Origin of the sequence: Pseudidiomarina aestuarii, from assembly GCF_003987355.1 — a bacterium.
Taxonomy (GTDB): Bacteria; Pseudomonadota; Gammaproteobacteria; order Enterobacterales; family Alteromonadaceae; genus Pseudidiomarina; species Pseudidiomarina aestuarii.
The window spans coordinates 1-22749 of the sequence record NZ_PIPR01000006.1; the positions used below are offsets into that span (position 1 = coordinate 1).

A 22749-nucleotide genomic window follows, 5' to 3' on the forward strand; every position below is an offset into this window, starting at 1 on the left:
GACTCCATTCCGAACTCAGACGTGAAACGCTTCAGCGCCGATGGTAGTGTGGGGTCTCCCCATGTGAGAGTAGGACACCGCCAGGCTTCAAATAAACAAACCTCAGCCCAATGGGCTGGGGTTTTTTTATGTGCGCTGCGCGCACACGCTACTAGCTATTAGTTACTCGCAAAGCCAAAACCAAAACCCGAATAACGAATAACGAAGAACGAATAACGAAGAACGCTAACCCGCCGCTAATAGCCAATAGCTAGTAACTAATAGCTAATAACCAGTCGCGCTTTTAGCTTGTTGTTCACTATTTCTCAAAAGTGTAGAAGATATCTCCACCCTGAGCGATGCTGCTTGCTGTCGATTCCAGCAGTAGACTCTCAGTGAGTTTGTAGCGGACAAAGAACGTATTCGTATTCTCGAATAGCCCTACACCATACTTGACGTATAACCGCGGTGATAAGTACTTGCCGATGTAAAACGAGGTTTCAGTTGGGTCGCTGCTGGAATCAAGTCCAAACTCGTCCAAACCGAATACATTTTGAAGTTGTGAGCCAATTGCATCCGTACCTTGTGAACCCAAGAGTAAGAGCGCTTGTAGTTGCATGTTTTCGTTGCCGCTACCCGCGCCTGGACCACGTCCTAAGACTAAGTAGGAAAGGATTGAGCTTTCTGGCATCGTTGGGTTCGAAAAGAGACGAAAATCAGGTTGAATTAAGGTTCCGCCCACTTGTGCGCCAACGGTTACCTCTTCTCCAGGTGTCATGCTGGCTGAAGTGCGTACTACGCGTAGGTCGAGCCCCGGATTATCAATAGGTCCACCGTTATAGATGAGACGACCTCGCTGTATATCGAGTTCCTGCCCATAGAGGACATATTGTCCTTGTGGCACTTGAATAGTGCCTGAGGCTGTCAATGCTCGTCCGGGCTCTTCGATGAGTCGAAGATTTCCATCCAGTCGGCCTTCAAAGCCAAATGCGCTGACTTTTACATCTTCACCGAGTGTCACTCGGACATCGGCAAAAACGTCGTAGAGTTGCTCTTCGGTACTTTCGACACGTTCACCATCTTGATACACCACCACATCACGCGATGGCGAGACCGAAGTGCTAATATCGGTCTCTTCTAAATATGCATATGGAATATTGACACTACCACTGATTCGAATACTGGAGTCAGCCGCTTGAATCGTCAAATCTGGATCGATATCTACCGTGGCGTGCGGTAGCTGGACGATTCTAAAATCATCGCCTTTAATCGTCATATTCAAGACTTTTTCTAACGGATTCATTGTGCCACCGATAGCAATCCAGCCTTGCCCGGACTCCGCTTGTCCGTCTAGTTCCAGAGTACTTTGATCTGCGCCGTCATCAGCGACAAGCACTTTAACATTGGTTAAGACAAGCCCACTCTCTGCGAAACCGATCTCTTTGGCAGCAACCTCCAGTGAACCCTCAACTTTGGGTGCCGTTGCGGAGCCCGTAATTGAGATACTGCCAAGCGCGAAGGGCTCACGATAACGTAAATCAGGGAGCCACCATTGTAGTAGTGACAGATCTCGAAGTGACATATCAACGGAACCCGAGAGTTGTGGGTCATCGACGATGTCGCGAATGGATAAGTCACCAATCAGCTGACCGAGATCGTCTTCCAACTTGATGATGTAGTCTGTCCGAATTTCCGACGCTGAACCTTCCCAATCCAAGTCCCAAATTTCTAAACGAGTGCTAAGTTCATCGTCTAAGGCAACAAAGAAGGTTGAATCACTGTAGATAGACCCTGACGTTTTGATGATCTTAAAGTTTTCGGTTGCCAATTCGAAGTTCGCTTCCACATTTGCACGTCCGACAATTCTCTCACTGACATCTCGCTCGCGAAGCCGATTGAGCAGGAACAGGGGTAAGTCACGAGCATTAATACTAAGCTGGTAGTTACCATCGCTCAACTGCAGTTCGGTGCACAAGCTCGCAGGTTCGCTTTCCGCTCGACGTCGAGGGTTGGTGCGATTCAAACAGATGGGTGCGCTAGTCGATAGTAGGTAGCTATCGAGCTCGACAGCGAACGTAGCCTCTTTGCCGAGTAGCCACTCCCCAATATCTGGATTGGTAAATATCAGTGTCTGAACAGTAATGGGAAGACTGCCATTTTGCGGTTGTTGAACTGCCACGGCAAGCTCCAATGAGCCTTCTATGGGTATTGTCGACTGCGGTTGTAATACGTTTTGAACCCGAGCGAAATCAGCGATACGAAGCTCTAACTTAAGCGGCGAAGTAATTGGCGTGGCCGTTGTGGAGAGTGGGACCTTGCCATTGGCATTAAACTCGATACCAGCCCAAGTTCCCCGAGTGTCACGGATCTCTACAGTGCTACCGTCAAAAAGTAAGTAACCGTTGGCGTCTACATCTTGTTGTTGTAATGACCCCCTCAGTTCAGTGAGTTCAGCCTCAATACGGAGTTCTGGCGACCACACAACTGTACTCGAACCTCGGGCCAAGAGCTGTGGATGTTCGATCGTGAAAGTTTCCAGTTGTGCGCTAACCAAATCACCCTTGCCGCGCAGGACCAGTTGCGCGGCTTCATTATTAACCTCGGTCAGCGTGGATGAAACGTCGAACTGGTAGTGGGTTTCTTCACTGCCGGTCGCAAGATCAAGTTGTCCCTCTAAAGTACCTGCAAGCTCAGCTAGTTTAGGATCAGCAAGCTGCTCATTCGCAATAGTGATGTCGCGGCCAGTCAAGGTGACTGAGAACGGTTTTATTGAAGATGAGGATGAGTCAAAAATCGAATCGATATGAGCATTTAACTGCAATGTGCCTTGAGTTGGAGAAATACCTGTGAGCTCGCCATCTTGTAATCGAATACCATCGGCATAAGTTTCGAGCACACCACTGAGTCGAGACTGACTCAAGTAATAGTCGGCTTGTTCTCGATATGCGTCTGGAACAAATGCGAGGATAGGTGATGTTTGAAACGCAACTAGATTCAAACGTGCTGACCAAGTTAGATCACTGAGAGGATTATTGAGTTCAAGACTAAAATTCTGTTCCGGCTCTTCATTTGCGGTGACAAAGTTTCCAGTTACTTGAGTCTTATTTATAGTGCCTTCAACGTTAACATCGCCGGTTACTTGACCGTAATAAGCGAGCTCGGAGCGCAATTGCTCTGCAGTGAGAGCCCAGCTTAAATCTACTTGGTGTTGGAGTGCTGCTGTGGTAGTTAGTGTGGCTTGTCCAGTCACCCGGCCTTGTGGCACGACCACTTCGAGTTGTCGCAAATCTAAGTCAGTTCCTTGCCAGTTAATTTGCGCAGCCAAGCTCTTCACGGTCATGTCCGGATTGCTAAGGACGATATCATTAACACTAAATTGTCGAACCGAAAGTGTTAGTGGCATGTCGATGGTCGGAATGACAACGGCCTCACTCGTATTCGAATTGTCAGCTGTAGACGTTTGACGATCGATAAACACACCGGTGGCCGTAAATGTATCGACGGTCAATTTATTCTCGAAAAGATCCCACGGTTGCCATGCGAAGGTAACCTCAGCAATCCGTATCTGCTGCGTTTCGGCACTAATTTTGAGATGCGTAAACGACAAACCAGTAGCCAGATTACCGTCGATTGTTTCGAAAGTGACCGGTGCGTTGAGGTAGTCCAATCCTCGTTGAACAAGCCAACGACTACCCGTTTCAGTGTAGATTAAGAATCCTGCAGTGCTGGGCAATAAGATGAATAAGGCGACAATGAGCCATGCGAGCCATTTAATAAGTCTCATAAGTCTGGCCCCAGTGTGAAATGAATGCGCCACGGATTACCGGGCTCATTAATAGCCTGAGCAACATCAAAACGTACAGGTCCTATCGGTGATAACCAGCGAATACCGACGCCCACGCTTTGCTTCAAAGCTGTGTCCCACTCCATCATCGCATTACCGATATCGGTAAAAGCGGCAACACGCCATGCATCATTAATTTGATAATCGACCTCTACGCTCGATGTAATCAGGTAACGACCACCAACAACAACATCCTCTTCATTACGAGGGCCTAGGTCTTGGAATGCATAACCGCGAACACTGTAATCGCCGCCAGCGAAGAATCGCAAAGTCGGCGATAGTAATGCAAAATCGTCGGTTTTTATGGCTCCGATTTCGCCACGTGTCAGAACCCGCCACTTTTCATTGAGACGATGCACCCACTTGGCTGACAGTTTTGCCGATAGAAACGTGGTGTCAGCAAGGATATCTGCACTTGCGCCTTGGAGTGAGAGTGATACCCGGTATCCATCGTCGATGAGGTTGCGGTTGTCACCATTATTAGTACTCCGAATGAGACTAAACTCGGCAGCAGGGATCAAAAATTGGGATGAGCGTCGCGGTTGATCGCCAAAGGCGAAACTTTCCCGCTGCCAACTCAGTTGCCAAGTGCGCTGCCAGTCATCAAAATGCCGGATATCACGTGCTGCTAGTTTGTAGAGCGTTGAGCGTTGTTCCAGATAGGAGCGATCGGTCACTTCACCGGTAATATCATATTGGTCGGTGGGTGGATAAAATCCAGGAATAATGTAACTCACCGAGCCTGTATTCTGAACTTCGGAAAGTCGCAGAATTGAGTTGATTCGATGTCCGCGGTCATTGACCCAACGCCGATCAAACCCAAGCGTGACGCGAGCACCGGTATCGGTACCATAACCAAGCCCCGTCTGATAATAGTCGCGTTGATTAGGAGTCATAGTCACTACAACGGGCACTGTTGCATCTTTGCGTTCAGACCAGTTTGGAGCAATTTCAATCGTTTCAAAATAATTGCTGCTAGAGAGACCTAATTGCAGATTCAGTAGCTCGGTGGTTGAAAACGGATCGCCAGATTCAAATTGAACGTAACGTTGCAGTAGTTCGTCACCAATATGGGCGCAACAAAATTCAATATTACCGTAGTGATAACGTGGTCCAGAATCGAGAACTAACTCAATGTGAGCGGTTCGGTCAGCGAGCTCAACCGCGACTTTATTAGTCAGTAGTTTTGCATCGTAATAGCCGCGCTCGGCAGCGAGGTTTCGTAACAGACCTTTCGAGCGTTCGTAGTTTTGATGACGAAACACTGTTCCCTGACGTATCGGCAGTTTCTGCCGTAACTCGATAAATTTTTCATCGGTTTGCGCTATGCCGGTGATTTTGATATCGACCGTTGCAACCATGACAGGCTGGCCTGCATCGACTGTAAACTGAATAGTCCATGCGGCCGCTGTTTCTTCTAGCGTACTCTCGATAGTGGGTTGATAGTATCCGAATGGCATGAGTGCTTCACGAATTTCGGCTTCGGCTCGACGCTGTAAAAAGCGTAATCTGAAAGATGCCGGCGCAGGTTCACCATCCAAGCTAAACAATGTTGTACGGGCTCGCACATTGCGCGCTAATTCATCACTCAATCCAGTGAGATTAACGCGCACAACTCGTCTGTCGTCATCAGAACCTGACGACTCACTGGATTGAGCAGATGCCGTTGGAATCGCAAGCAGGATCATTAATACGAGCGAAAAGCGGTAAAATGTAGCGGATAATCGTGACAACAATCTCTTCCTTTCTGAGAACAACCGATCTCTTATCAATGTAGAGACTTTGAGTATAACATCGACAGAAAGGTTCAGCGGTGAAAAAAGGAGCAACTGATTGCGCATTCAGCATAATTTGCTTGCCACGCACTTGCGAGCCAGTATAATTCCGTTCTCGTTTGCAGGGGTGTAGTTCCAATTGGTAGAACAGCGGTCTCCAAAACCGACGGTTGGGGGTTCGAATCCCTCCACCCCTGCCACGACCTTTCCGAAGTCCTTTTCTGTTCAGGATGTTTCAAGTAAGCTTGAGCCTATGAACTCGAAACCGCATCATCAATTAACCCACGCACAACGCCAGCTCCTCGGCGCCCTGGGTATTCCCGAATGGCGAGCTCGAACCAGTGAACCAGTGTCTACTAAAACTACAATGAGCTATTTGCGGATTGGGCAATGGCTGATTGCGGCACCTGAGTTCCCGATCCCAAGTCCTGCTTGGTTTACTGATTTTTGTCAAACACTTGCACTCATGCAAACTGAAGAGGTCAGTGCTGCTCCAGTGGAAGTGAGTGCTTCGATTGCCCAGAGGTGGCAGCGAGAAAAACTGATTGAGTTCCAAGAACCGCTCCCAACCGTCCCCTCATACGACCACAAAAGAGCCTGGTGGAAGCATCTGTGCCAGCCGCGTTAATCAAACCCCTCGAGTGGCAGCAAGCAATTGTCGAAATAGAGCAACAAGGTCAGGACTACCCATGGACCGAAGCTGTACTCCGAAGTTGTTTTGATGATGCGCACTATGAGAGTTGGGGAATATACGTACCACAGCTCTGTGGTTTCGTGATCACGCACAGCATTTTGGATGAACGCACTATTATGAATATTGTGGTTCATCCAAATGAGCGTGGCAAAGGATATGGGCGTGAGTTGGTCAGTGTCGTAAAAGCCATTGCTCAAGAGCAGCAGCAAAGTTTGTGGCTAGAGGTTCGTAGCAGCAATACTGTCGCACAATCGCTTTACCAAGCCATGGGGTTCAGCGTAGTTGGGCAGCGCCCCAATTATTATCAAACTGCAGACGGTTCAGAAACGGCAATTATTATGCAATGGATGGCGGGTCATTAACCGAATTCAATTAGAATTGCGGACAGAATTTCGCTTTTAAAAGTTGCATGAAGCGCATCGTATCTGGATCTTGAATCGAATAGTAAATGGTTTGCGCCTCTTTTCTAAACTTTACCAGACCTTGTTGACGCAACACTGATAGGTGTTGTGAGAACGCAGAAGCACTCAGCGGAAAATACTGATTCAAGTCACCCACACTCTTTTCACCAGCGGCCAAATGACAAAGTATTTGTAGGCGGTGCTCGTTGGCAAGTGAACGCAAGAATGTCGCTGCCGCTGCAGCTTCTTCTTGGAGTAATTCCGTAATTTCAGGTGCTTCTGTCATGCTATCGCTCGAACCTACTGTTTAGAGGCTAATTCACATTCTGTTTTCATACCCAGCACTCGTCTCATAAACAAGGTTGCCGGACAAAACCCAGTAAAAGATTGTTGGAATAGATTAGCGCCAACAAACACGGTTAGCCAAATGAAATTTGGATGAACCCAATAGGTTAAGGCTACAGATAATAACACCATAAATCCTGCAAAGGCAGTCAAAGCTCGTTCAACACTCATGATTTTATCCTTTTGAATGACCTAATTTAGAATATTGCGAAATATAGATCGTTTTCATGCTTTCCTCAATCTTTATTTCGTATAAATACGAAATAGGTTTCAGCATGGCATTTGGCCTAAAAAAGCGCTAAGCTGTTCGCCCATAAATTAGGCAGAAAACAACTATGAGTAAGCAGTCCTCCGCGGTATCTCAAGCCGCACTAGAACAGGCTCACGGCCAAGCTAGACAGGCCGCAGCGCGTGCTCACGCGCCATACAGTAAGTTCCCAGTAGGCGCAGTTTTACAATTCTCAACAGGTGACCTGGTACTCGGCTGCAATGTCGAAAATGCGTCCTATGGTTTAACTAATTGTGCGGAACGCACTGCGGTTTATAGCGCACTGGCCCAAGGAAAGTCGCTTGCAGATGTTGAAAATATCGTCATTTATACACCGGGTAAGACGGTTTATTCACCTTGTGGTGCCTGTCGCCAAGTACTGGCAGAATTTTTTAGTCTAGATACCCCATTTATCTCGACTTGTGATGTTGGCGAAAAAACATGGACATTAGGTGAGCTTCTTCCCGCAGCCTTTTCGACATTTGAAGCCACCGCTGATCAGGTCAGTAGCTAGTTTCTATGTACTCACCTCAGGCATCTGCGCTCCTAGCATTACAATGTATGGATCTGACTTCGTTGCAGAACAGCGATACGCCAGCGCAGATCAAAGCGCTATGCGATAAGGCAGCGTCGGAATTTGGCAGTCCCGCAGCATTGTGTGTTTATCCAGAATTGGTCGCTACTGCGCGACAACGTCTTGATTCTCTGAATCTACAGCAGGTTCAAGTCGCGACGGTTGTAAATTTTCCAGTAGGCGAGGATTCGACCGCATCCGTCGTTGCCGCAACCGAACGTGCGCTGGCGGTTGGAGCAAGTGAAATTGATGTGGTGATGCCATACCTGCGCTTTAACGCTGGTGATGTGCAGCATTGTTGGCAATTGCTCTCGGCTGTGCGAACCGCAACGCGCGATCGAGCTGTATTAAAAGTTATTATTGAAAGTGGCGAGTTAGCATCAGCAACGGCAATTCGTGCCGCAAGTAACTTAGTCCTTGAAGTGGGTGCCGACTTTATAAAGACGTCTACTGGAAAAGTTGCGGTCAATGCCACACTTGAAGCTGCTGAGGCAATCTTATCAACCATTCGAGATAGTGGCCGCGACATTGGTTTTAAGGTAGCAGGTGGGGTTCGCACGGTAGCTGAAGCGGAAGATTATTTTAAACTCGCCCGAGCGCTGATGGGGAACGATTGGGTTACTCCGGAACGATTTAGGATCGGTGCGAGTTCGTTGTTACAGGATGTTTTGCGGGTATTGGGCAATGTAAACGATCAAGCTGAGCTCGTAGCAGACGACAAAAAAGGATTGTATTGATGTATTTACCACAAGAAGTGATTCGCGATAAGCGCGATGGGCACGAGTTGAATGAAGAGCAAATTCGCTATTTCGTGAACGGCATTAAAACCGACACGATTTCTGAAAGTCAGATTTCAGCGTTAGCAATGGCTATTTTCTTCCAAGGTATGACAGCTGCAGAGCGAGTCGCGTTAACTCTCGCCATGCGTGACTCAGGAACGGTTCTCGACTGGTCGACATGGGATCTCGATGGGCCAGTGGTCGACAAGCACTCCACTGGCGGCGTCGGTGACGTGGTCAGTTTGATGCTAGGACCTATCATTGCCGCATGCGGTGGCTATGTACCGATGATTTCAGGCCGAGGACTCGGGCATACCGGTGGCACTTTCGATAAATTCGATGCGATACCGGGCTATCAAACCACGCCTGACTTGGCGACACTGCAGAAAGTGGTCAAAGAAGTTGGGGTCGCGATTATTGGTCAAACGGGCGAACTGGCTCCAGCAGACAAACGGTTTTATGCGACGCGTGATATCACCGCAACGGTTGAGTCCATTCCGCTGATTACGGCTTCTATTTTGTCGAAGAAGCTAGCGGCAGGGTTGAATGGCTTAGTGCTTGACGTCAAAACGGGCAACGGCGCCGTGATGAATCAGCATGAGCGCGCGGTTGAGTTAGCACAAAGTTTGGTTACTGTGGCGCAAGGTGCAGGCCTAGCCACCAGTGCTATTATTACCGATATGAATCAGCCATTGGCACGTTCAGCCGGGAATTCGATTGAAGTTCATGAGGCTATTCGTTATCTGCGTGGTGATTACCGAGCTCCACGGCTGCATGAAGTAACGATTGAGCTTGCTGCTGAAATGCTTCGTATTACTGGACTGGCGACGTCACTCGAGGATGGTCGTGAACAAGCACAACGCTCGCTGGATAGCGGTGCTGCAGCAGAACGGTTTGCTAAAATGGTGCGGACCTTGAACGGACCGGCAACCATTCTTGAAGACTTTGAGTCTTTGTTACCACTGGCGCCTATTGCTAAGCCTTTATTAGCTGAGCAATCTGGTTTTCTTGCAGGCTTAGATACTCGGCAGGTTGGTATGGCCGTAGTGGCATTAGGTGGCGGCCGTCAGCATAGCGATGACAAACTCGATTATGGCGTGGGTTTAGACCAAATTGTGACTGTTGGAACTGCGGTAACCGCGGACACCCCGTTGGCGATGATTTACGCTCGTACCCAGGACGACTGGGACGCAGCAGCTGCGCGCTTGCGTCGCGCAGTGACTATTGCAGATCAGCCGAATCCGGAAACGCCGCTCATCTATCAACGTATTGAATAGGTAAACGCATGGCACGTGCAATTATAGTGGTTCTCGATTCGTTTGGTATTGGCGCCGCAGCCGATGCCGAACGTTTTGGTGATGTTGGCGCGGATACCCTGGGTCATATTGCACAGTGGTGTGCTGAGGGACGCTGTGAAACAGGGCGTAGTGGACCATTACAATTGCCAAACTTGGCCACATTAGGATTGTTTCATGCGGCGCAAGGCGCCACAGGAGCCATCCCTGTTGGTTGCGAGTTACCAGGCCAAATACTTGGTTTGCACGGCTGGGCTCAAGAACTATCGTCAGGTAAGGATACACCTTCCGGACATTGGGAAATGGCTGGCGTGCCGGTGCTTTATGATTGGGGCTATTTTCTCGACAAAGAGCAGTCGTTTCCACAACCGCTCCTTGACGCGCTCATTCAAGAAGCTGGTCTGCCTGGCGTTTTAGGGAACTGTCATGCCTCGGGTACCACCATCATTCAAGAGCTCGGTGACGAGCACTGCCGCTCGGGTAAACCTATCGTTTACACCTCTGCAGATTCCGTTTTGCAAATTGCGGCGCATGAGGAAACCTTTGGTTTAGAGGCCTTATATACCCTGTGTAGAACAGCACGTAAATTAGTGGATCCTTACAATATTGGACGCGTGATCGCGCGTCCATTTACGGGTTCCGAAGCAGCCAACTATCGTCGTACCGGAAATCGTCAAGATTTCGCTGTACCACCGCCGGCTCCAACTATTCTGGATAAGCTGGTGGCGCAAGGTGGTCAGGTCATTAGCATCGGTAAGATTGCAGATATCTTTGCTCATCAAGGTATATCGAAAAAGCTGAAGGCGACCGGTTTACAGGCTTTGGTCGAAACTACACTGCAACAAATTGAAGACGCTCCGGATCAAAGTATTATCTTTACTAATCTTGTCGACTTTGATTCCGACTACGGGCATCGGCGTGATGTGTGTGGTTATGCAAAAGCCCTCGAGCAGTTCGATGGCATGTTACCGAACATCATGGCGGCTTTGCGGCCTGATGATTTGCTCATTCTGACAGCGGACCACGGTTGTGACCCAACTTGGCCTGGTACTGACCACACGCGAGAGTATATTCCTGTGCTGGCCTATGGTCCGAGCGTCGCTGCGGGCTCCATTGGGCGACGCGAGACGTTTGCCGATATTGCGCAGTCAGTTGCTACCTGGCTCGACGTCGACGCCATGGACTATGGGAAGTCGTTTATATAAAAAAGCGCAGCCTAAGGGCCGCGCTTTTGAACTTTTGGGACAATAATTACTGACTGATTCTTGGCAGTAATTGACTCAGTGAGCGAGCCAGTTCGGCGCGAGTAAAAGCTTTAGTCGGTCCAAATGTTGCAACAATGCGAGGTTCGAGATCGAAGGCCGACTGTTCAACTTCCAAGTATGGCTGCATCAATCCTGTATTAAGAGCAAGTTGCACATATCCGCGAAGCTCGGGAGCGATGGAGCTTGTGTCTGCGACATCAACGATTTGTCCAAAAGCTTCTACCTGAATGGTTGTATTTGGATCGAAGTCAAATGCAAGACTTTCCAGACCCAAGCTTTGTACAAGTGAGTAAGCTTGTTCCTCACGCGTCACCTCGTCTCGAACTCCGAAAAAGTCTGAACTCGAAGCGACAAGCACCGGGCGTGAATTTGTGTTGGTGTCTTTCAGAGCACCACCAGTCGCAGCCACTGCATTCAAAAAAGCAGAATTATTGATGTCGGAGTCGCGGAACGTTTCAACGTTACCGTTTTGTGACTGACGTATTGCACCGCTTAAGGTCAGGGCATCTGCAAAGTCTGCCTTCACAACCTTACGATCTGGTTTGAACCCAGTATCGAAAGCGTCCATCAAGCGCTCACTGATCGCCAACTCGATGAATGAGCGTCCAGGATGATTGATGGTATCGTCAATTCCTCTAAAGCCACTGGTTTCCAATAAGCGAATAGACACATCGATCGGACCGGGAAGACCAACGCCATTAGTCACGCCAAGTGGATCAAGAGTCAGTCCACTCACGCTGCCGATTCCTCTAGCATAAACTTTCCATGTGCCGGGCATGCCCGGTGCAGATACCCCGACACTTGATCCAAGAGCCGGGAGACCAATACCAGAACCATAACGATTTCCTGCGGGGTCTTCGAGAACAAAGGCAGTGCCGGTTTCGATCGTCGCACTAGCTAAAACTAAAGAGGTTGTTGGACTTACCTCAAATGTTTCGACACTCGTTTCACCTACTGGCAAGTACTCGACGGTTCGCGAAAAGCTAGCTGCTTCAGAGATTTCAGCATCACCGTTAAATTCTCGACTTAATTTTACAGTATCGCCATAGATGTCAGCGCTCTCAGCGGCAGCTTTGACGGCTGCATGCGCATTAACGTAGCCTGCGCCAGCCTCCCATGAATCGCGTCCTGGCATGTTGGTGGCAGTGTCTTGCAAGATGGTTTTAACTTCTTGCCAACCGAGATTTGGGTTTGCCTCGAGCATTAACGCGACAATTCCTGAAATATGCGGAGCCGCCATCGAGGTCCCGCTAGACACTGTGTAATAGGGCAGTTGGTCAACTGGGATCAGATCTGCATCTTGCTGAGCACTGAGTGCTCCAAGGCTCGATAATGACGCGCGCGCTGAGATAATATCAACCCCAGGAGCAGTAATGGTCGGACGGTCTACCCACTCAAACGTTTCGCCATCAATAGTTACGGTCGCTCCTTTGCCATCGACTCCGCGTGAACTGAAATCGGCCAGATTACCTGCTTTATCACCAGCGGCAACTGTTACTACCCAAGGTGCTTTCTTAAAATTACCCGTGATTGTTGATTCGCCGGGACCAGAATTACCTGCTGAAAAGACTGTGATGATGCCATTATCTGCTAACTTCTTAGTGGCAACGTTAGTTGGGTCATCAGGATTAAAGTCGGTACCAACATCACCAGTATTTCCGAATGAATTTGAGATAACTCGAATATTGTATTGGTACTGGTTTGTGAGAGCGTAATCAAAGCCACCTAATGTATCGAGTATGAATAAGCCTGCACCAGAACCATATCCGACAATGCTTGCACCCGGGGCTACCCCTGCTTGCTCACCTCCACTCATGGCTCCGTTACCGCCAACAGTGCCAGCAACATGGGTTCCGTGACCGCCTGCTATATCGGTATTCGCGACGTTCTCGCGGTAGGTAATGGGAAGCAAGGCACTGAAGCTGTTGAGGTTCGTTTGCGCTAGTACGTTTTGAACAACGTGTTGCGGATATAATAGGTCACTGTGGGTTCCGTCGACGCCTGAATCATTCACGACCACACCGATGCCGCGGCCGGAATAAGGTATCCCTTGATTGCGCAGATTTTGATCGTTGCGCAGTTTTTGCACACCGGTTAATCGGGTTGCTTCGTTATTTTCAAGCGATAATTCTTGATTTAACCAAACTGATCGCACGTCTGGACGCGCGTAAATCTGGTCGATTTGCTCAGCTGTTGCCAAAGCTCCGACAATCGGCAGGTTCTGTAAGTGAACGCCCACAATCCCCATCTGCTCGAGGAAGTTGAGTTGGTCTATAGTTGGAGCCGAGTTGTGGTCAAACGTGATGATCACTTGATGAAGTTCGGAAGCGGCAGATGTTTCGATGACTTGTTTCAAGTTAGCATCAAACGTTTTTGCTGACAGTGAGGAAAATGGTAACGCTAGTGCTACAGCTAGAGAAACCGCTGTTATAGTTTTATAGTGATAAGCCTGCATAGTTGAGTTCCCTTATTGAGATTACAATTAACATGACTAATCTGCACCGATGAAAGGGACAAATCTATGAGGGTTATCCCTCAGTTTGTTGCGGGAGAATGAATCACCCGAGTGGAGTTTTTGTCCGCGATCAGCGACAATGCGCGCGTCTGTAATTAAGGAAGGTTTTCATGTCAGCAACCGCTATCGCTAAAGAAGTCGCTAAGCGTCGAACTTTTGCCATCATTTCACACCCCGACGCGGGTAAAACCACGATCACTGAAAAAGTTTTGCTGCATGGTCAAAAGCTGCAAAAAGCTGGAACTGTGAAAGGGAAAAAATCGGGGCAGCACGCCAAATCCGATTGGATGGAAATGGAAAAGGAGCGTGGGATCTCGGTAACCACCTCGGTGATGCAGTTTCCGTATCGCTCTGCTTTAGTAAACTTGTTAGATACCCCAGGACACGAAGATTTCTCTGAGGATACCTATCGGACGCTGACTGCGGTTGACTCCTGTTTGATGGTGATTGATGGCGCAAAAGGGGTCGAGGATCGAACTATCAAGCTGATGGAAGTCACGCGTCTCCGTGATACTCCAATCATTACCTTCATGAACAAGCTAGATCGCGATATTCGCGACCCACTGGAATTGCTCGACGAAGTTGAGAATGTCCTCAAGATTATGTGTGCACCTATTACCTGGCCAATTGGTTCTGGTAAGAACTTTAAAGGTGTTTATCACCTTATAGAAGACCGAGTCATATTTTATAAAACTGGGCAGGGCCATCGTATTCAAGAGGTCGACTTTATTGAGGGTCTCAATAATCCTGAACTCGACAAGCGCTTGGGCGACTATGCAAAAGAGTTGCGTGAGCAAATTGAGCTGGTGAAGGGCGCTTCGAATGAATTTGACGAAGAATTGTTTTTAGCAGGTGAACTGACACCGGTGTATTTCGGAACCGCATTGGGTAACTTTGGTGTCGATCACATGCTCGATGGTTTGGTGGAATGGGCGCCAACTCCACTGGGGCGTGCAACCGATGACGGTCGTCAAATTACCGCGACCGATCCAGCATTTTCAGGTTTTATCTTTAAGATCCAAGCGAATATGGATCCACGCCATCGTGACCGCGTTGCTTTCATGCGAATTGTTTCTGGTAAATACCAACAGGGAATGAAAATGCATCAAGTGCGGTTGGGCAAAGAAGTTCGAATTGCCGATGCATTGACCTTTTTAGCCGGTGACCGTGAACACGTTGAGGAGGCTTACCCGGGCGATATCATCGGGTTGCATAATCACGGCACGATTCAAATTGGTGATACTTTCACAGGTGGCGAATCGTTCAAGTTTAGCGGAATTCCGAATTTTGCACCTGAGCTATTCCGGCGTATTCGACTCAAAGATCCACTGAAGCAAAAGCAATTGCTGAAAGGCTTGGTACAGCTCTCAGAAGAGGGCGCGGTGCAAGTTTTCCGTCCTCTGAGTAACAATGACTTGATAGTGGGTGCAGTGGGTGTGTTGCAGTTTGATGTAGTCGTGCATCGGTTAAAATCAGAATACAATGTCGACGCCATCTATGAAAATATCAACGTTTCGACGGCGCGCTGGGTGTCCTGCAAAGATGCGAAGAAGTTGGATGAATTCCGCCGTAAAGCGGAGAGCAACTTGGCGTTAGACGGCGGGGATAATCTTACTTATATTGCGCCGACTATGGTGAATTTAAGCCTCGCCACTGAGCGTTACCCAGACATCCAGTTCCAGCACACTCGCGAGCATTAAACCATGACTCCGCTATTCGATACCCATTGTCATCTTGATTTCGATGATTTTGCGGCAGATCGAGTAGCGGTGCTGGAGCGCGCCGAAGCTGCGGGGATTGCCCGGATCATGGTCCCCGGGACACAAGCTCAGACTGAAACTAAAATAGACTCAAATAGCGTGAGAGTGCAGCGAAGTTTTGGTCTTCATCCCTACTTTATCGAAGCCCATCAGCACGCCCATTTAGAGTGGTTAGAGGCGCAATTGGATCAGCATCCAACTGCTCCGGTTGGTGAAATTGGTCTCGATGCAACCTGTCCTGACTACCCACGCCAGTGCGAACTTTTCGAAGCGCAGTTGGTGCTCGCGGCACGTTACCACCGCTGCGTGATTTTGCACCATCGTAAAAGCCAACCAGACTTATTAACGCGTATTAAACAGGTGCGTGATCAACTCCCTGATTGCGGTGGTGTCCTGCATGCGTTCAGTGGTTCCTACGAACAAGCCAAGCAGTGGCAGGAATTGGGTTTCAAACTGGGGGTTGGCGGCACCATTACTTATGCTCGTGCACAGAAAACTCGAACGGCAATCGGCAGCATTGCCTTGCATGCATTGGTATTGGAAACGGATGCTCCAGATATGCCGGTTGCTGGTCAGCAAGGCCAGCGAAACGAGCCTGCACAAGTCGTTAGCGTGTTACAAAGTCTGTTAGAGTTACGGGAGGAAGATGAAGCGACTATTCGTCGGCAGTTGTGGCAGTCGAGTTGTCAGCTTTTCGGTAACGCCAACGATTAAAAGTAGACGTGACAAAAACTCCCGCAAAGATGGCCAGCACCAGCAAGAATTGTCCGTAATAAGTTAAGTAGGCATGGGTTTTTTCTGGCTGCGCCAACAGGGCTTGTCGATCAATCACCGCTTGGACATAGCCCAGGACTTGATTGGCTTCACTAATTTCCTCGACTAGCACCATGGTTTCATTCGCTTGGTCGGACTCCTCTATGCTGGTTGCAAAGGCAAGCTGCTCGCCGAAACGATTATAAATAGCAGCAGAAATGATTAAAGACTGTTGCTGTAACTGCTCAGCAAGGCTTTGCAAACGCTCGGGTTCGGGAGTGACGATCGATTGTGTGGCGGCAAAGGCGGTCTGTTCAACCGCCACTTGCATCAGCTGTTCACTGTGCTTCTGAAAGTCGACCATACTGGTGGCTTGCATGGAGCCCCAAAGTTGCTCAATCAAGATAATAAGCACGATGGCAAAGCCGAAGCGACGCAAGCGTCGATAGACAAGTTGTGTGATGCTGATAACATGTTGTGTGCGCGTCGTCATACTGGCAAATATACGCTGCTGGCGCTCCTGCTGTAAATAAGGAAACTGTAACCATGCTTGATTTTAGTCAGCCAGGGTTGGCTGTATTTGATATGGACTCGACGTTGATTACCATTGAGTGTATCGATGAGATAGCTGCGCTCGTTGGGCGCAAAGCTGAGGTCGCTGCAATCACTGAGGCGGCTATGCGTGGTGAGTTAGATTTCGCAGCGAGTCTACGTGAGCGGGTTGCCGTGTTGGCCGATCTCGAAGAGAGTCAGTTTAACCAGCTTTTTGACCCGATTCCGCTCACTCAGGGTGCGCGCGAGCTCTGCCAATGGTTACAACAGCAAAATTGGCGAATTCTCATCGCTTCGGGCGGCTTTACTTGGTTCGCTGAGCGCCTACAAGATCACTTAAGTGTTGATGCGATTTGCGCGAATGAATTGGAGTGGCGGCAGGGGCGTTTAACCGGTCGAGTGCGCGAGCCCATTGTCGATGCGCAACGCAAAGCCGAGGCATTGGTGGATTACGCAGCCAAATGGCAAATTCCCTTAACAAATACGCTGGCTGTAGGTGATGGTGCAAACGACCGATTGATGTTAGAAGCAGCAGCATGTGGTGTCGCATTTTGCGCAAAATCCAGTTTGAAGGCGGCAGCAGATATTATTGTAGATGAGGCCGATTTAGCGATACTCATTGAGGTTTTACAGACAGGAACAGCTGCACATGGCAAAAACTAAAACCGCGTACGTTTGCAACGATTGCGGCGCAGATTATGCTCGCTGGCTCGGGCAATGCGCGGAATGCAAAGCATGGAATACCATCACAGAAGTTCGTTTGAGTGCACCACAACGCTCTGGAAGCAGTGCTCGCGGGCAAGCCAATCGTTCTGGTTTTGCAGGTGCCATTCAAGCGCAAGTGCAAACCCTGCAAGACGTGAGTTTAGACGACTTACCACGGTTCAGTAGCAGCTACGCTGAGTTTGACCGTGTACTGGGTGGCGGTATCGTGCCGGGTTCTGCCATTCTCATCGGTGGTTCACCTGGCGCTGGTAAAAGTACCTTATTGCTGCAGACCATGTGCAAGCTCGCAGAGAGCATGAAGACATTGTATGTGACAGGCGAGGAGTCATTGCAACAAGTTGCCTTACGAGCGCAACGCTTGGGCTTGCCCACAGATCAACTGCGCATGCTCGCGGAAACATCGGTGGAGACCATTTGTCAGTTAGCCGACGTGGAAAAACCGCGGGTAATGGTGATTGACTCGATTCAAGTGATGCATTTGGATGATGTTGCATCAGCTCCAGGCAGTGTCTCGCAGGTACGAGAATCTGCGGCAGTATTGACTCGGTATGCCAAACAAAATGGCGTTGCCATTTTTATGGTTGGACATGTCACCAAAGACGGCAGCTTAGCGGGCCCGAAAGTTCTGGAACACTGCATCGACTGTTCGATTCTATTGGAAGGCTCGGCGGATTCTCGCTTTCGGACGCTGCGTGGCCACAAAAATCGATTCGGTCCGGCCAATGAGCTTGGTGTTTTTGCGATGACTGGGCAGGGCCTTCGCGAAGTCACAAACCCCTCTGCGATTTTCCTACAACGGGGCGAAGAACACGGCAGCGGCTCTGTTGTAATTGTTATTTGGGAAGGAACACGTCCGTTACTGGTTGAACTGCAAGCATTGGTCGACGGCAGTCAGCTAGCGAACCCACGTCGGGTCGCCGTCGGTCTCGATACGTCACGATTAGCGTTACTGTTGGCAGTGTTACACCGGCATGGTGGGCTCCACATGTCTGATCAAGATGTGTTTGTAAACATTGTTGGCGGCGTCAAAGTTTTAGAAACAGGAGCTGATCTAGCGCTATTGTTAGCGATTGTCAGCAGCTTTAAAGAGCAACCCTTGCCGCGTGATCTCGTGGTCTTCGGTGAGGTCGGTTTGGCCGGCGAGATTCGCCCCGTACAAAACGGACAAGCACGATTAAACGAAGCGGTTAAGCATGGCTTTACTCGAGCTATAGTGCCAGCCGGGAATAAACCGCAAAAAGCTATTCCTGGTATGCGAGTTACTGCGGTGAAAAATCTGCAAGAAGCTCTGGATGCTTTGTAATGACCGCTTGGCTAGTCAGAATTGCGTGGATAGCAGCCGTTCTGTCGTGGCCAGCAAGCACACTCAGTGCAGCCGAGCCACTTCGCGTACTCTCGCTAAACGCCTGTTATGACGATTGGTTGCCGCAACTTTTAGAGACGAAAGATACGGTCATTCCATCGGCTAATCACGGTAATAGATTGGAGTCTATTATTCGGGCTCAACCTGATGTGATTGTTCATAATAATTTTATCTCAGCGGTTTTGCTGCGCGCCTTACAGCGCTCTGCAACGGATTTCGGATTTCGTTTAGTGGCTGTAAAACACCCACAATCTTGGCAGGAATGGCAAGAGCAAGGCGATGCTGTCGGTCTAGCATTGCAGCGTGAAACAACGGTTCAGCGATGGTTTGCTCTGCAGCAAGAACAACTGACTCAAGCAGGAAAGCGACTCCCTCGATCGGTCACTATCTTGATGCCGAATTACTATATGTGGGCGGCAGATAGTTGGGTCGCAGATTTGCTAGCGCAGGTGAATGTTGAACTTGTCACACCCATTCAAACTGGGCAGTTAGGACAAGTCGGGCTCGCCAGTTTGTTGCGTCTCAATACTGAGCATCTCGTATTGGAGGGTTTCTCCGAACATTACGCCCGTGGCCAAGACTGGATGCACCATCGAGCACTGCGGCAGTGGTCGTCAGAGAGACAAACGTCTTCGATTGCGGGCGACATTGCCGGTTGTCCAGCTACCCGAGCCATTCACTATTTAGAGGCCATGCAAAGTGACTAATCCGCGTGTAAACAAGTCGGCCGGTATATCGTGGTGGTGGGTGACACTATTCATTGTGTTAACCAGTTGCTTTGCCGTGCTTCACCTAGGGTCAGGTGATTCTACTTGGTGGCTGTGGCCGAGCACAGCGCTCGACGCACAAATACTGATGGATATTCGCTGGCCGCGATTGCTGTTGGTGTGTTTAAACGGAATTGCATTGGGCCTTGCTGGCGCAGTGATTCAAACAATTTTCCGCAACCCATTAGCTGAGCCCGGAATTATTGGCATTTCCAGTGGCGCGGCACTGGTTGTTGTAAGTGCTCTGTACTTTGGCTGGATTCTTCCCACAGCATGGTCTTTACCGGTGCTCGGGATGGCCGGCGCTTTAGGCGCATTCGGTTTGTTGTGGGTGTTAGCGGGACGGTCCTTGCAAACCATTCGACTGTTGCTGGCAGGTGTTGCTATTGCAGCGTTGGGAAGTGCGTTATTGGCGTTGATCCTCAGTCTGGCGCCAAACCCATTCGCATTCCAAGAATGGACACTTTGGCTGATGGGCTCGGTCGCGAACCGTGGTTGGGAACATGTACTGCTGATGTTGCCCAGTACCTGTATTGCCGTGAGCATTTTATTCTGGCAACGACATTTTATTAGTGCGCATGTGTTTGCCTCGTCACAATTTGCGGTGCTTGGCTTTAATCATCATCGAGCACAAGTTGCAGTTCTGTTTGGTTTAACGCTCTTAGTTGGAGCCTCTGTAGTTAGCGCTGGCATGATAGGATTTATTGGTTTAATTGCGCCACACTTAGTGCGCTTGGTCGGTATCCATCGGCCCCGTGCTTTGCTGTGGTGGAGCGCCGCAGTGGGTGGGAGTTGTCTAGTGGCGGTTGATACTATCGTGATGTGGCTTCCGACTCGTCAGGAACTGCCGTTAGGCGTTATTACGGCGCTCTTTGGTGCTCCAATCCTACTTTATTTACTGCATCGATTCGCGGCACGTGAGGCTGGACATGCTTAGTGTTGACCAAATTACTGTAGCGCAACGACTCGACCCGGTTTCATTCACCGCAGCTGAAGGTGAAGTGATCGGTATCATCGGACCAAATGGCGCTGGTAAAAGTAGCTTGTTAGAAGTATTGGTCGGTAGTGTGCTCCCACAGAGTGGCCAAGTGCTGTGGGGTGGCGAAAATATCATTGGTGCGCGGCCCATGCGGCGGCGCCATCTTGTCTCCTATATTCCACAACAGCCATCGGTATTCGCAGACATAACGGTAACTGAGTTGCTCTATGAAGCAACTGTCAACTTAGGTTGGTCAAGTGTTCAGCAGCACGACAAAATTGCGCAGGTTCTACGAGAGTTCGATTTGCAACCTTTTGCCTCGCGGTCGATTTTACGTTTATCCGGTGGCGAACAGCGTCGCGTTCACTGTGCCTGCTCACTATTGAATCAGGGTGCACTCGTGATTGCAGACGAGCCAACAGCTGGGCTCGACCTGTACCATCAATTGATGTTGCTGGAATTATTGGTGAAGCGTGCACGGGCTGGTGCTTTAGTCATGATTGCCCTGCATGATTTGTCTCATGCAAGTATGTTCTGCGACCGCTTGGCGTTATTGGACCGGGGCCAATTCATACAAATTGGCACTCCCAACGAAGTGCTGACTGCTACCAATTTGGAAAAAATTTACCGCGTCCAAGTCGACTGGTTTTGTGATGAACGCGGTGTGGCTATGCGACCACACCGCATCATCGACACGCCTTAAAACTCTTGTCGCCACTGGTCAATAATACGTGGACCGCGAGCCTCGAGTGCTTGTTGTTGCGCTTGTGCTTGTTGGCTCGAAGCAAGATTGGCCGGGCAAGCGCCATTAGTGATGTGGAAGCTCGCTGTTGCTAACAGCGGGTCAGCAGGATCTCCCCAGTCACCGACTAACGTGTCAGTCGCTGCACAATTCACCGGCAGGCCATCAAAATAGCGACCCTCGTTGTTCGCATTCACCGTCTCAAAATTCACGACGAAAGTGCGCTTATCGCAAATTTGCTCTGGAATTTGACCCACAGGCTTACCGCACGTTCTCGAACCAATCACCACCACATCCACAAACGGTTTTAGAGAGTTGATGATGAGCTCAGATGACGAGCAACTCGCTGCTGTGGTCAGCACATAGACACGATCTAAATTGAGCTGCCGAACCCCATCATAGAGTTGAAACAATTCGGTATTGTTTTGATTTTGATTCTGGCTGTTGAAGAGGTAGCGAACAAACGTCTCGCCAATCACGTTATTACCCGCCGCTTGTGCGCCCGCCTGATTTGCGTAACGGGTTAAACCGCCACCGTTATAGCGGACATCAATCACCAGTTCATCGACGCCGGTGAATTGATTGTAAGCTGAATTGAGGTCGTTTCCGGTTCGATTAATAAAGCTATTGAGGACGTAATACCCCACTTGCTTGTTGTCGACGGTTAGCACGTCACTCGCGAGTACGGTATTGGTTTCCACTTCTACTTTGGTCAAAACATCGGTGAACTCATCACCATTGGGTTTCCGCCAGGTCAACTCGCGTGCGATACCGACTTCAGGACCGCCCAAAGCATCATTGTACGTGCCATTTGCGAGCAATGTGGCGACACTGACGCCATCAATAGCCGTGATCTCATCCGCCCGACTAATGCCTGCATTCGCTGCTGGAGAGTCGTCAAATGTGTAATTCACAAACACGCGCGAATTATTGACGACCCGAGTACTAAAACCGAAGCCAGCGTACTGAGCATTTACATAGCGATCTTGATATTCTTGCTCGGTCAAAACGAAACTAAAACGATCGTCGCTACTGCGAATTCCCTCGAGGACTGCGTAGATATCGGCATAGTTCGCCAAATTGACATTAGATGGAATAGCCTCAACCCAAAAATAGTCGTCGCGCATGTAATCTAAGAAACGTTGTTTTTGATCGTTGACGGAACATTGTGCACCGAAGCCGCCATCGCCGCCCGAGTTCCCATTGTCATTGCTACTACTTCCGCCGCCGCAGCTTGCTACCAGCAGCGCCGATGCGCAGACAGTCATTAATTTGTTCATCACAACACCTCATACCTGCTTTGAGTACTATTTATATATACGATTTCAATTTATAAATAGATGCATTTTAGAAGTCTAGGTGATTTTCACTAG

Annotated in this window: 20 protein-coding genes, 1 tRNA gene and 1 rRNA gene; 15 read left to right on the plus strand and 7 right to left on the minus strand. The window is 49.3% G+C overall.

Annotated elements, in window-relative coordinates; translation table 11 throughout:
• Positions 1-86, plus strand: a 5S ribosomal RNA gene (gene rrf / locus CWE22_RS12225); the annotation flags it as partial.
• Positions 87-298: 212 nt separating this feature from the next.
• Here the strand turns inward: rrf and CWE22_RS11725 are convergent.
• Together CWE22_RS11725 and CWE22_RS11730 are read right to left on the minus strand one after the other, a co-directional pair.
• Positions 299-3763, minus strand: a complete 3465-nt coding sequence (locus CWE22_RS11725; RefSeq protein ID WP_169931688.1) for a translocation/assembly module TamB domain-containing protein — start codon at positions 3761-3763, stop codon at positions 299-301.
• On the minus strand, positions 3760-5556 hold the full coding sequence (locus CWE22_RS11730; protein WP_244596074.1) for an autotransporter assembly complex protein TamA: 1797 nt from the start codon (positions 5554-5556) through the stop codon (positions 3760-3762). Before CWE22_RS11730 ends, CWE22_RS11725 begins: the two co-directional genes overlap by 4 nt.
• A gap of 165 nt (positions 5557-5721) precedes the next feature.
• Between CWE22_RS11730 and CWE22_RS11735 the strand changes: the two genes are divergently transcribed.
• The 3 genes from CWE22_RS11735 (at position 5722) to rimI (ending at position 6654) form a co-directional block, all read left to right on the plus strand.
• A tRNA-Trp gene (locus CWE22_RS11735) sits at positions 5722-5798 on the plus strand.
• Positions 5799-5851: 53 nt separating this feature from the next.
• Positions 5852-6226, plus strand: coding sequence for a hypothetical protein (locus tag CWE22_RS11740; protein WP_169931689.1), 375 nt, complete (start codon positions 5852-5854; stop codon positions 6224-6226).
• Positions 6199-6654, plus strand: a complete 456-nt coding sequence (rimI, locus tag CWE22_RS11745; protein ID WP_169931690.1) for a ribosomal protein S18-alanine N-acetyltransferase — start codon at positions 6199-6201, stop codon at positions 6652-6654. The genes CWE22_RS11740 and rimI overlap by 28 nt, the downstream gene beginning before the upstream one ends.
• Positions 6655-6664: 10 nt before the next feature.
• On the opposite strand, the gene CWE22_RS11750 is transcribed toward rimI, so the two are convergent.
• Both CWE22_RS11750 and CWE22_RS11755 read right to left on the minus strand, forming a co-directional pair.
• Complete coding sequence (locus CWE22_RS11750; RefSeq protein ID WP_169931691.1) at positions 6665-6979, minus strand: ArsR/SmtB family transcription factor; 315 nt, start codon at positions 6977-6979, stop codon at positions 6665-6667.
• A gap of 14 nt (positions 6980-6993) precedes the next feature.
• Positions 6994-7209 (minus strand): YgaP family membrane protein, encoded by a 216-nt coding sequence (locus tag CWE22_RS11755; RefSeq protein ID WP_169931692.1) that lies wholly within the window; start codon positions 7207-7209, stop codon positions 6994-6996.
• 164 nt (positions 7210-7373) lie between these two features.
• Here CWE22_RS11755 and CWE22_RS11760 point away from each other — a divergent pair, with 164 nt between their 5' ends.
• From CWE22_RS11760 to CWE22_RS11775, 4 genes are read left to right on the plus strand one after another with little or no spacing between them, the layout of a single operon-like run.
• Complete coding sequence (locus CWE22_RS11760) at positions 7374-7820, plus strand: cytidine deaminase (RefSeq protein WP_169931693.1); 447 nt, start codon at positions 7374-7376, stop codon at positions 7818-7820.
• Between the two features lie 47 nt (positions 7821-7867).
• A complete protein-coding gene (gene deoC / locus CWE22_RS11765) occupies positions 7868-8617 on the plus strand; it encodes a deoxyribose-phosphate aldolase (protein ID WP_244596075.1) in 750 nt (249 codons plus the stop codon).
• Positions 8617-9936, plus strand: a complete 1320-nt coding sequence (gene deoA, locus CWE22_RS11770) for a thymidine phosphorylase (protein ID WP_169931695.1) — start codon at positions 8617-8619, stop codon at positions 9934-9936. Before deoC ends, deoA begins: the two co-directional genes overlap by 1 nt.
• A gap of 8 nt (positions 9937-9944) precedes the next feature.
• On the plus strand, positions 9945-11159 hold the full coding sequence (locus tag CWE22_RS11775; RefSeq protein ID WP_169931696.1) for a phosphopentomutase: 1215 nt from the start codon (positions 9945-9947) through the stop codon (positions 11157-11159).
• Positions 11160-11205: 46 nt separating this feature from the next.
• On the opposite strand, the gene CWE22_RS11780 is transcribed toward CWE22_RS11775, so the two are convergent.
• Positions 11206-13674 (minus strand): S8 family serine peptidase, encoded by a 2469-nt coding sequence (locus tag CWE22_RS11780; protein WP_169931697.1) that lies wholly within the window; start codon positions 13672-13674, stop codon positions 11206-11208.
• Between the two features lie 170 nt (positions 13675-13844).
• Between CWE22_RS11780 and prfC the strand changes: the two genes are divergently transcribed.
• Both prfC and CWE22_RS11790 read left to right on the plus strand, forming a co-directional pair.
• Entirely contained in the window at positions 13845-15434 is a 1590-nt protein-coding gene (prfC, locus tag CWE22_RS11785) for a peptide chain release factor 3 (RefSeq protein ID WP_169931698.1), read from the plus strand.
• Positions 15435-15437: 3 nt separating this feature from the next.
• Positions 15438-16208, plus strand: a complete 771-nt coding sequence (locus tag CWE22_RS11790) for a TatD family hydrolase (RefSeq protein ID WP_169931699.1) — start codon at positions 15438-15440, stop codon at positions 16206-16208.
• Here CWE22_RS11790 and CWE22_RS11795 read toward each other — a convergent pair.
• Positions 16150-16740, minus strand: coding sequence for an AhpA/YtjB family protein (locus tag CWE22_RS11795; RefSeq protein ID WP_169931700.1), 591 nt, complete (start codon positions 16738-16740; stop codon positions 16150-16152). The two genes, CWE22_RS11790 and CWE22_RS11795, sit on opposite strands and share 59 nt — an antisense overlap.
• Positions 16741-16793: 53 nt before the next feature.
• Here CWE22_RS11795 and serB point away from each other — a divergent pair, with 53 nt between their 5' ends.
• Genes serB through CWE22_RS11820 form a run of 5 tightly spaced genes read left to right on the plus strand, consistent with a single transcriptional unit; the run spans position 16794 to position 21337 of the window.
• Complete coding sequence (gene serB, locus CWE22_RS11800; protein ID WP_169931701.1) at positions 16794-17462, plus strand: phosphoserine phosphatase SerB; 669 nt, start codon at positions 16794-16796, stop codon at positions 17460-17462.
• Positions 17449-18828 carry a DNA repair protein RadA gene (gene radA, locus CWE22_RS11805; RefSeq protein ID WP_169931702.1) on the plus strand — a complete coding sequence of 460 codons (1380 nt, stop codon included), beginning with the start codon at positions 17449-17451 and terminating at the stop codon, positions 18826-18828. The genes serB and radA overlap by 14 nt, the downstream gene beginning before the upstream one ends.
• Positions 18828-19595, plus strand: coding sequence for an ABC transporter substrate-binding protein (locus CWE22_RS11810; RefSeq protein ID WP_169931703.1), 768 nt, complete (start codon positions 18828-18830; stop codon positions 19593-19595). The genes radA and CWE22_RS11810 overlap by 1 nt, the downstream gene beginning before the upstream one ends.
• Before the next feature lie 40 nt (positions 19596-19635).
• Positions 19636-20592, plus strand: coding sequence for a FecCD family ABC transporter permease (locus tag CWE22_RS11815; protein ID WP_169931704.1), 957 nt, complete (start codon positions 19636-19638; stop codon positions 20590-20592).
• Positions 20585-21337, plus strand: a complete 753-nt coding sequence (locus tag CWE22_RS11820; protein ID WP_169931705.1) for an ABC transporter ATP-binding protein — start codon at positions 20585-20587, stop codon at positions 21335-21337. Before CWE22_RS11815 ends, CWE22_RS11820 begins: the two co-directional genes overlap by 8 nt.
• On the opposite strand, the gene CWE22_RS11825 is transcribed toward CWE22_RS11820, so the two are convergent.
• Positions 21334-22656, minus strand: a complete 1323-nt coding sequence (locus tag CWE22_RS11825) for a S41 family peptidase (protein WP_169931706.1) — start codon at positions 22654-22656, stop codon at positions 21334-21336. The two genes, CWE22_RS11820 and CWE22_RS11825, sit on opposite strands and share 4 nt — an antisense overlap.
• Positions 22657-22749 lie beyond the last annotated feature (93 nt).

Excerpts from the sequence above, each read along its gene's own strand:
- prfC (WP_169931698.1), top strand. The coding sequence starts at position 13,845 with ATGTCAGCAACCGCTATCGCTAAAGAAGTCGCTAAGCGTCGAACTTTT.
- serB (WP_169931701.1), top strand. The coding sequence starts at position 16,794 with ATGCTTGATTTTAGTCAGCCAGGGTTGGCTGTATTTGATATGGACTCG.
- CWE22_RS11740 (WP_169931689.1), top strand. The coding sequence starts at position 5,852 with ATGAACTCGAAACCGCATCATCAATTAACCCACGCACAACGCCAGCTC.
- CWE22_RS11790 (WP_169931699.1), top strand. The coding sequence starts at position 15,438 with ATGACTCCGCTATTCGATACCCATTGTCATCTTGATTTCGATGATTTT.
- deoC (WP_244596075.1), top strand. The coding sequence starts at position 7,868 with ATGGATCTGACTTCGTTGCAGAACAGCGATACGCCAGCGCAGATCAAA.
- CWE22_RS11750 (WP_169931691.1), bottom strand. The coding sequence starts at position 6,979 with ATGACAGAAGCACCTGAAATTACGGAATTACTCCAAGAAGAAGCTGCA.
- CWE22_RS11760 (WP_169931693.1), top strand. The coding sequence starts at position 7,374 with ATGAGTAAGCAGTCCTCCGCGGTATCTCAAGCCGCACTAGAACAGGCT.
- deoA (WP_169931695.1), top strand. The coding sequence starts at position 8,617 with ATGTATTTACCACAAGAAGTGATTCGCGATAAGCGCGATGGGCACGAG.
- CWE22_RS11810 (WP_169931703.1), top strand. The coding sequence starts at position 18,828 with ATGACCGCTTGGCTAGTCAGAATTGCGTGGATAGCAGCCGTTCTGTCG.
- CWE22_RS11755 (WP_169931692.1), bottom strand. The coding sequence starts at position 7,209 with ATGAGTGTTGAACGAGCTTTGACTGCCTTTGCAGGATTTATGGTGTTA.
- radA (WP_169931702.1), top strand. The coding sequence starts at position 17,449 with ATGGCAAAAACTAAAACCGCGTACGTTTGCAACGATTGCGGCGCAGAT.
- CWE22_RS11725 (WP_169931688.1), bottom strand. The coding sequence starts at position 3,763 with ATGAGACTTATTAAATGGCTCGCATGGCTCATTGTCGCCTTATTCATC.
- CWE22_RS11780 (WP_169931697.1), bottom strand. The coding sequence starts at position 13,674 with ATGCAGGCTTATCACTATAAAACTATAACAGCGGTTTCTCTAGCTGTA.
- CWE22_RS11820 (WP_169931705.1), top strand. The coding sequence starts at position 20,585 with ATGCTTAGTGTTGACCAAATTACTGTAGCGCAACGACTCGACCCGGTT.
- CWE22_RS11775 (WP_169931696.1), top strand. The coding sequence starts at position 9,945 with ATGGCACGTGCAATTATAGTGGTTCTCGATTCGTTTGGTATTGGCGCC.
- CWE22_RS11795 (WP_169931700.1), bottom strand. The coding sequence starts at position 16,740 with ATGACGACGCGCACACAACATGTTATCAGCATCACACAACTTGTCTAT.
- CWE22_RS11825 (WP_169931706.1), bottom strand. The coding sequence starts at position 22,656 with ATGAACAAATTAATGACTGTCTGCGCATCGGCGCTGCTGGTAGCAAGC.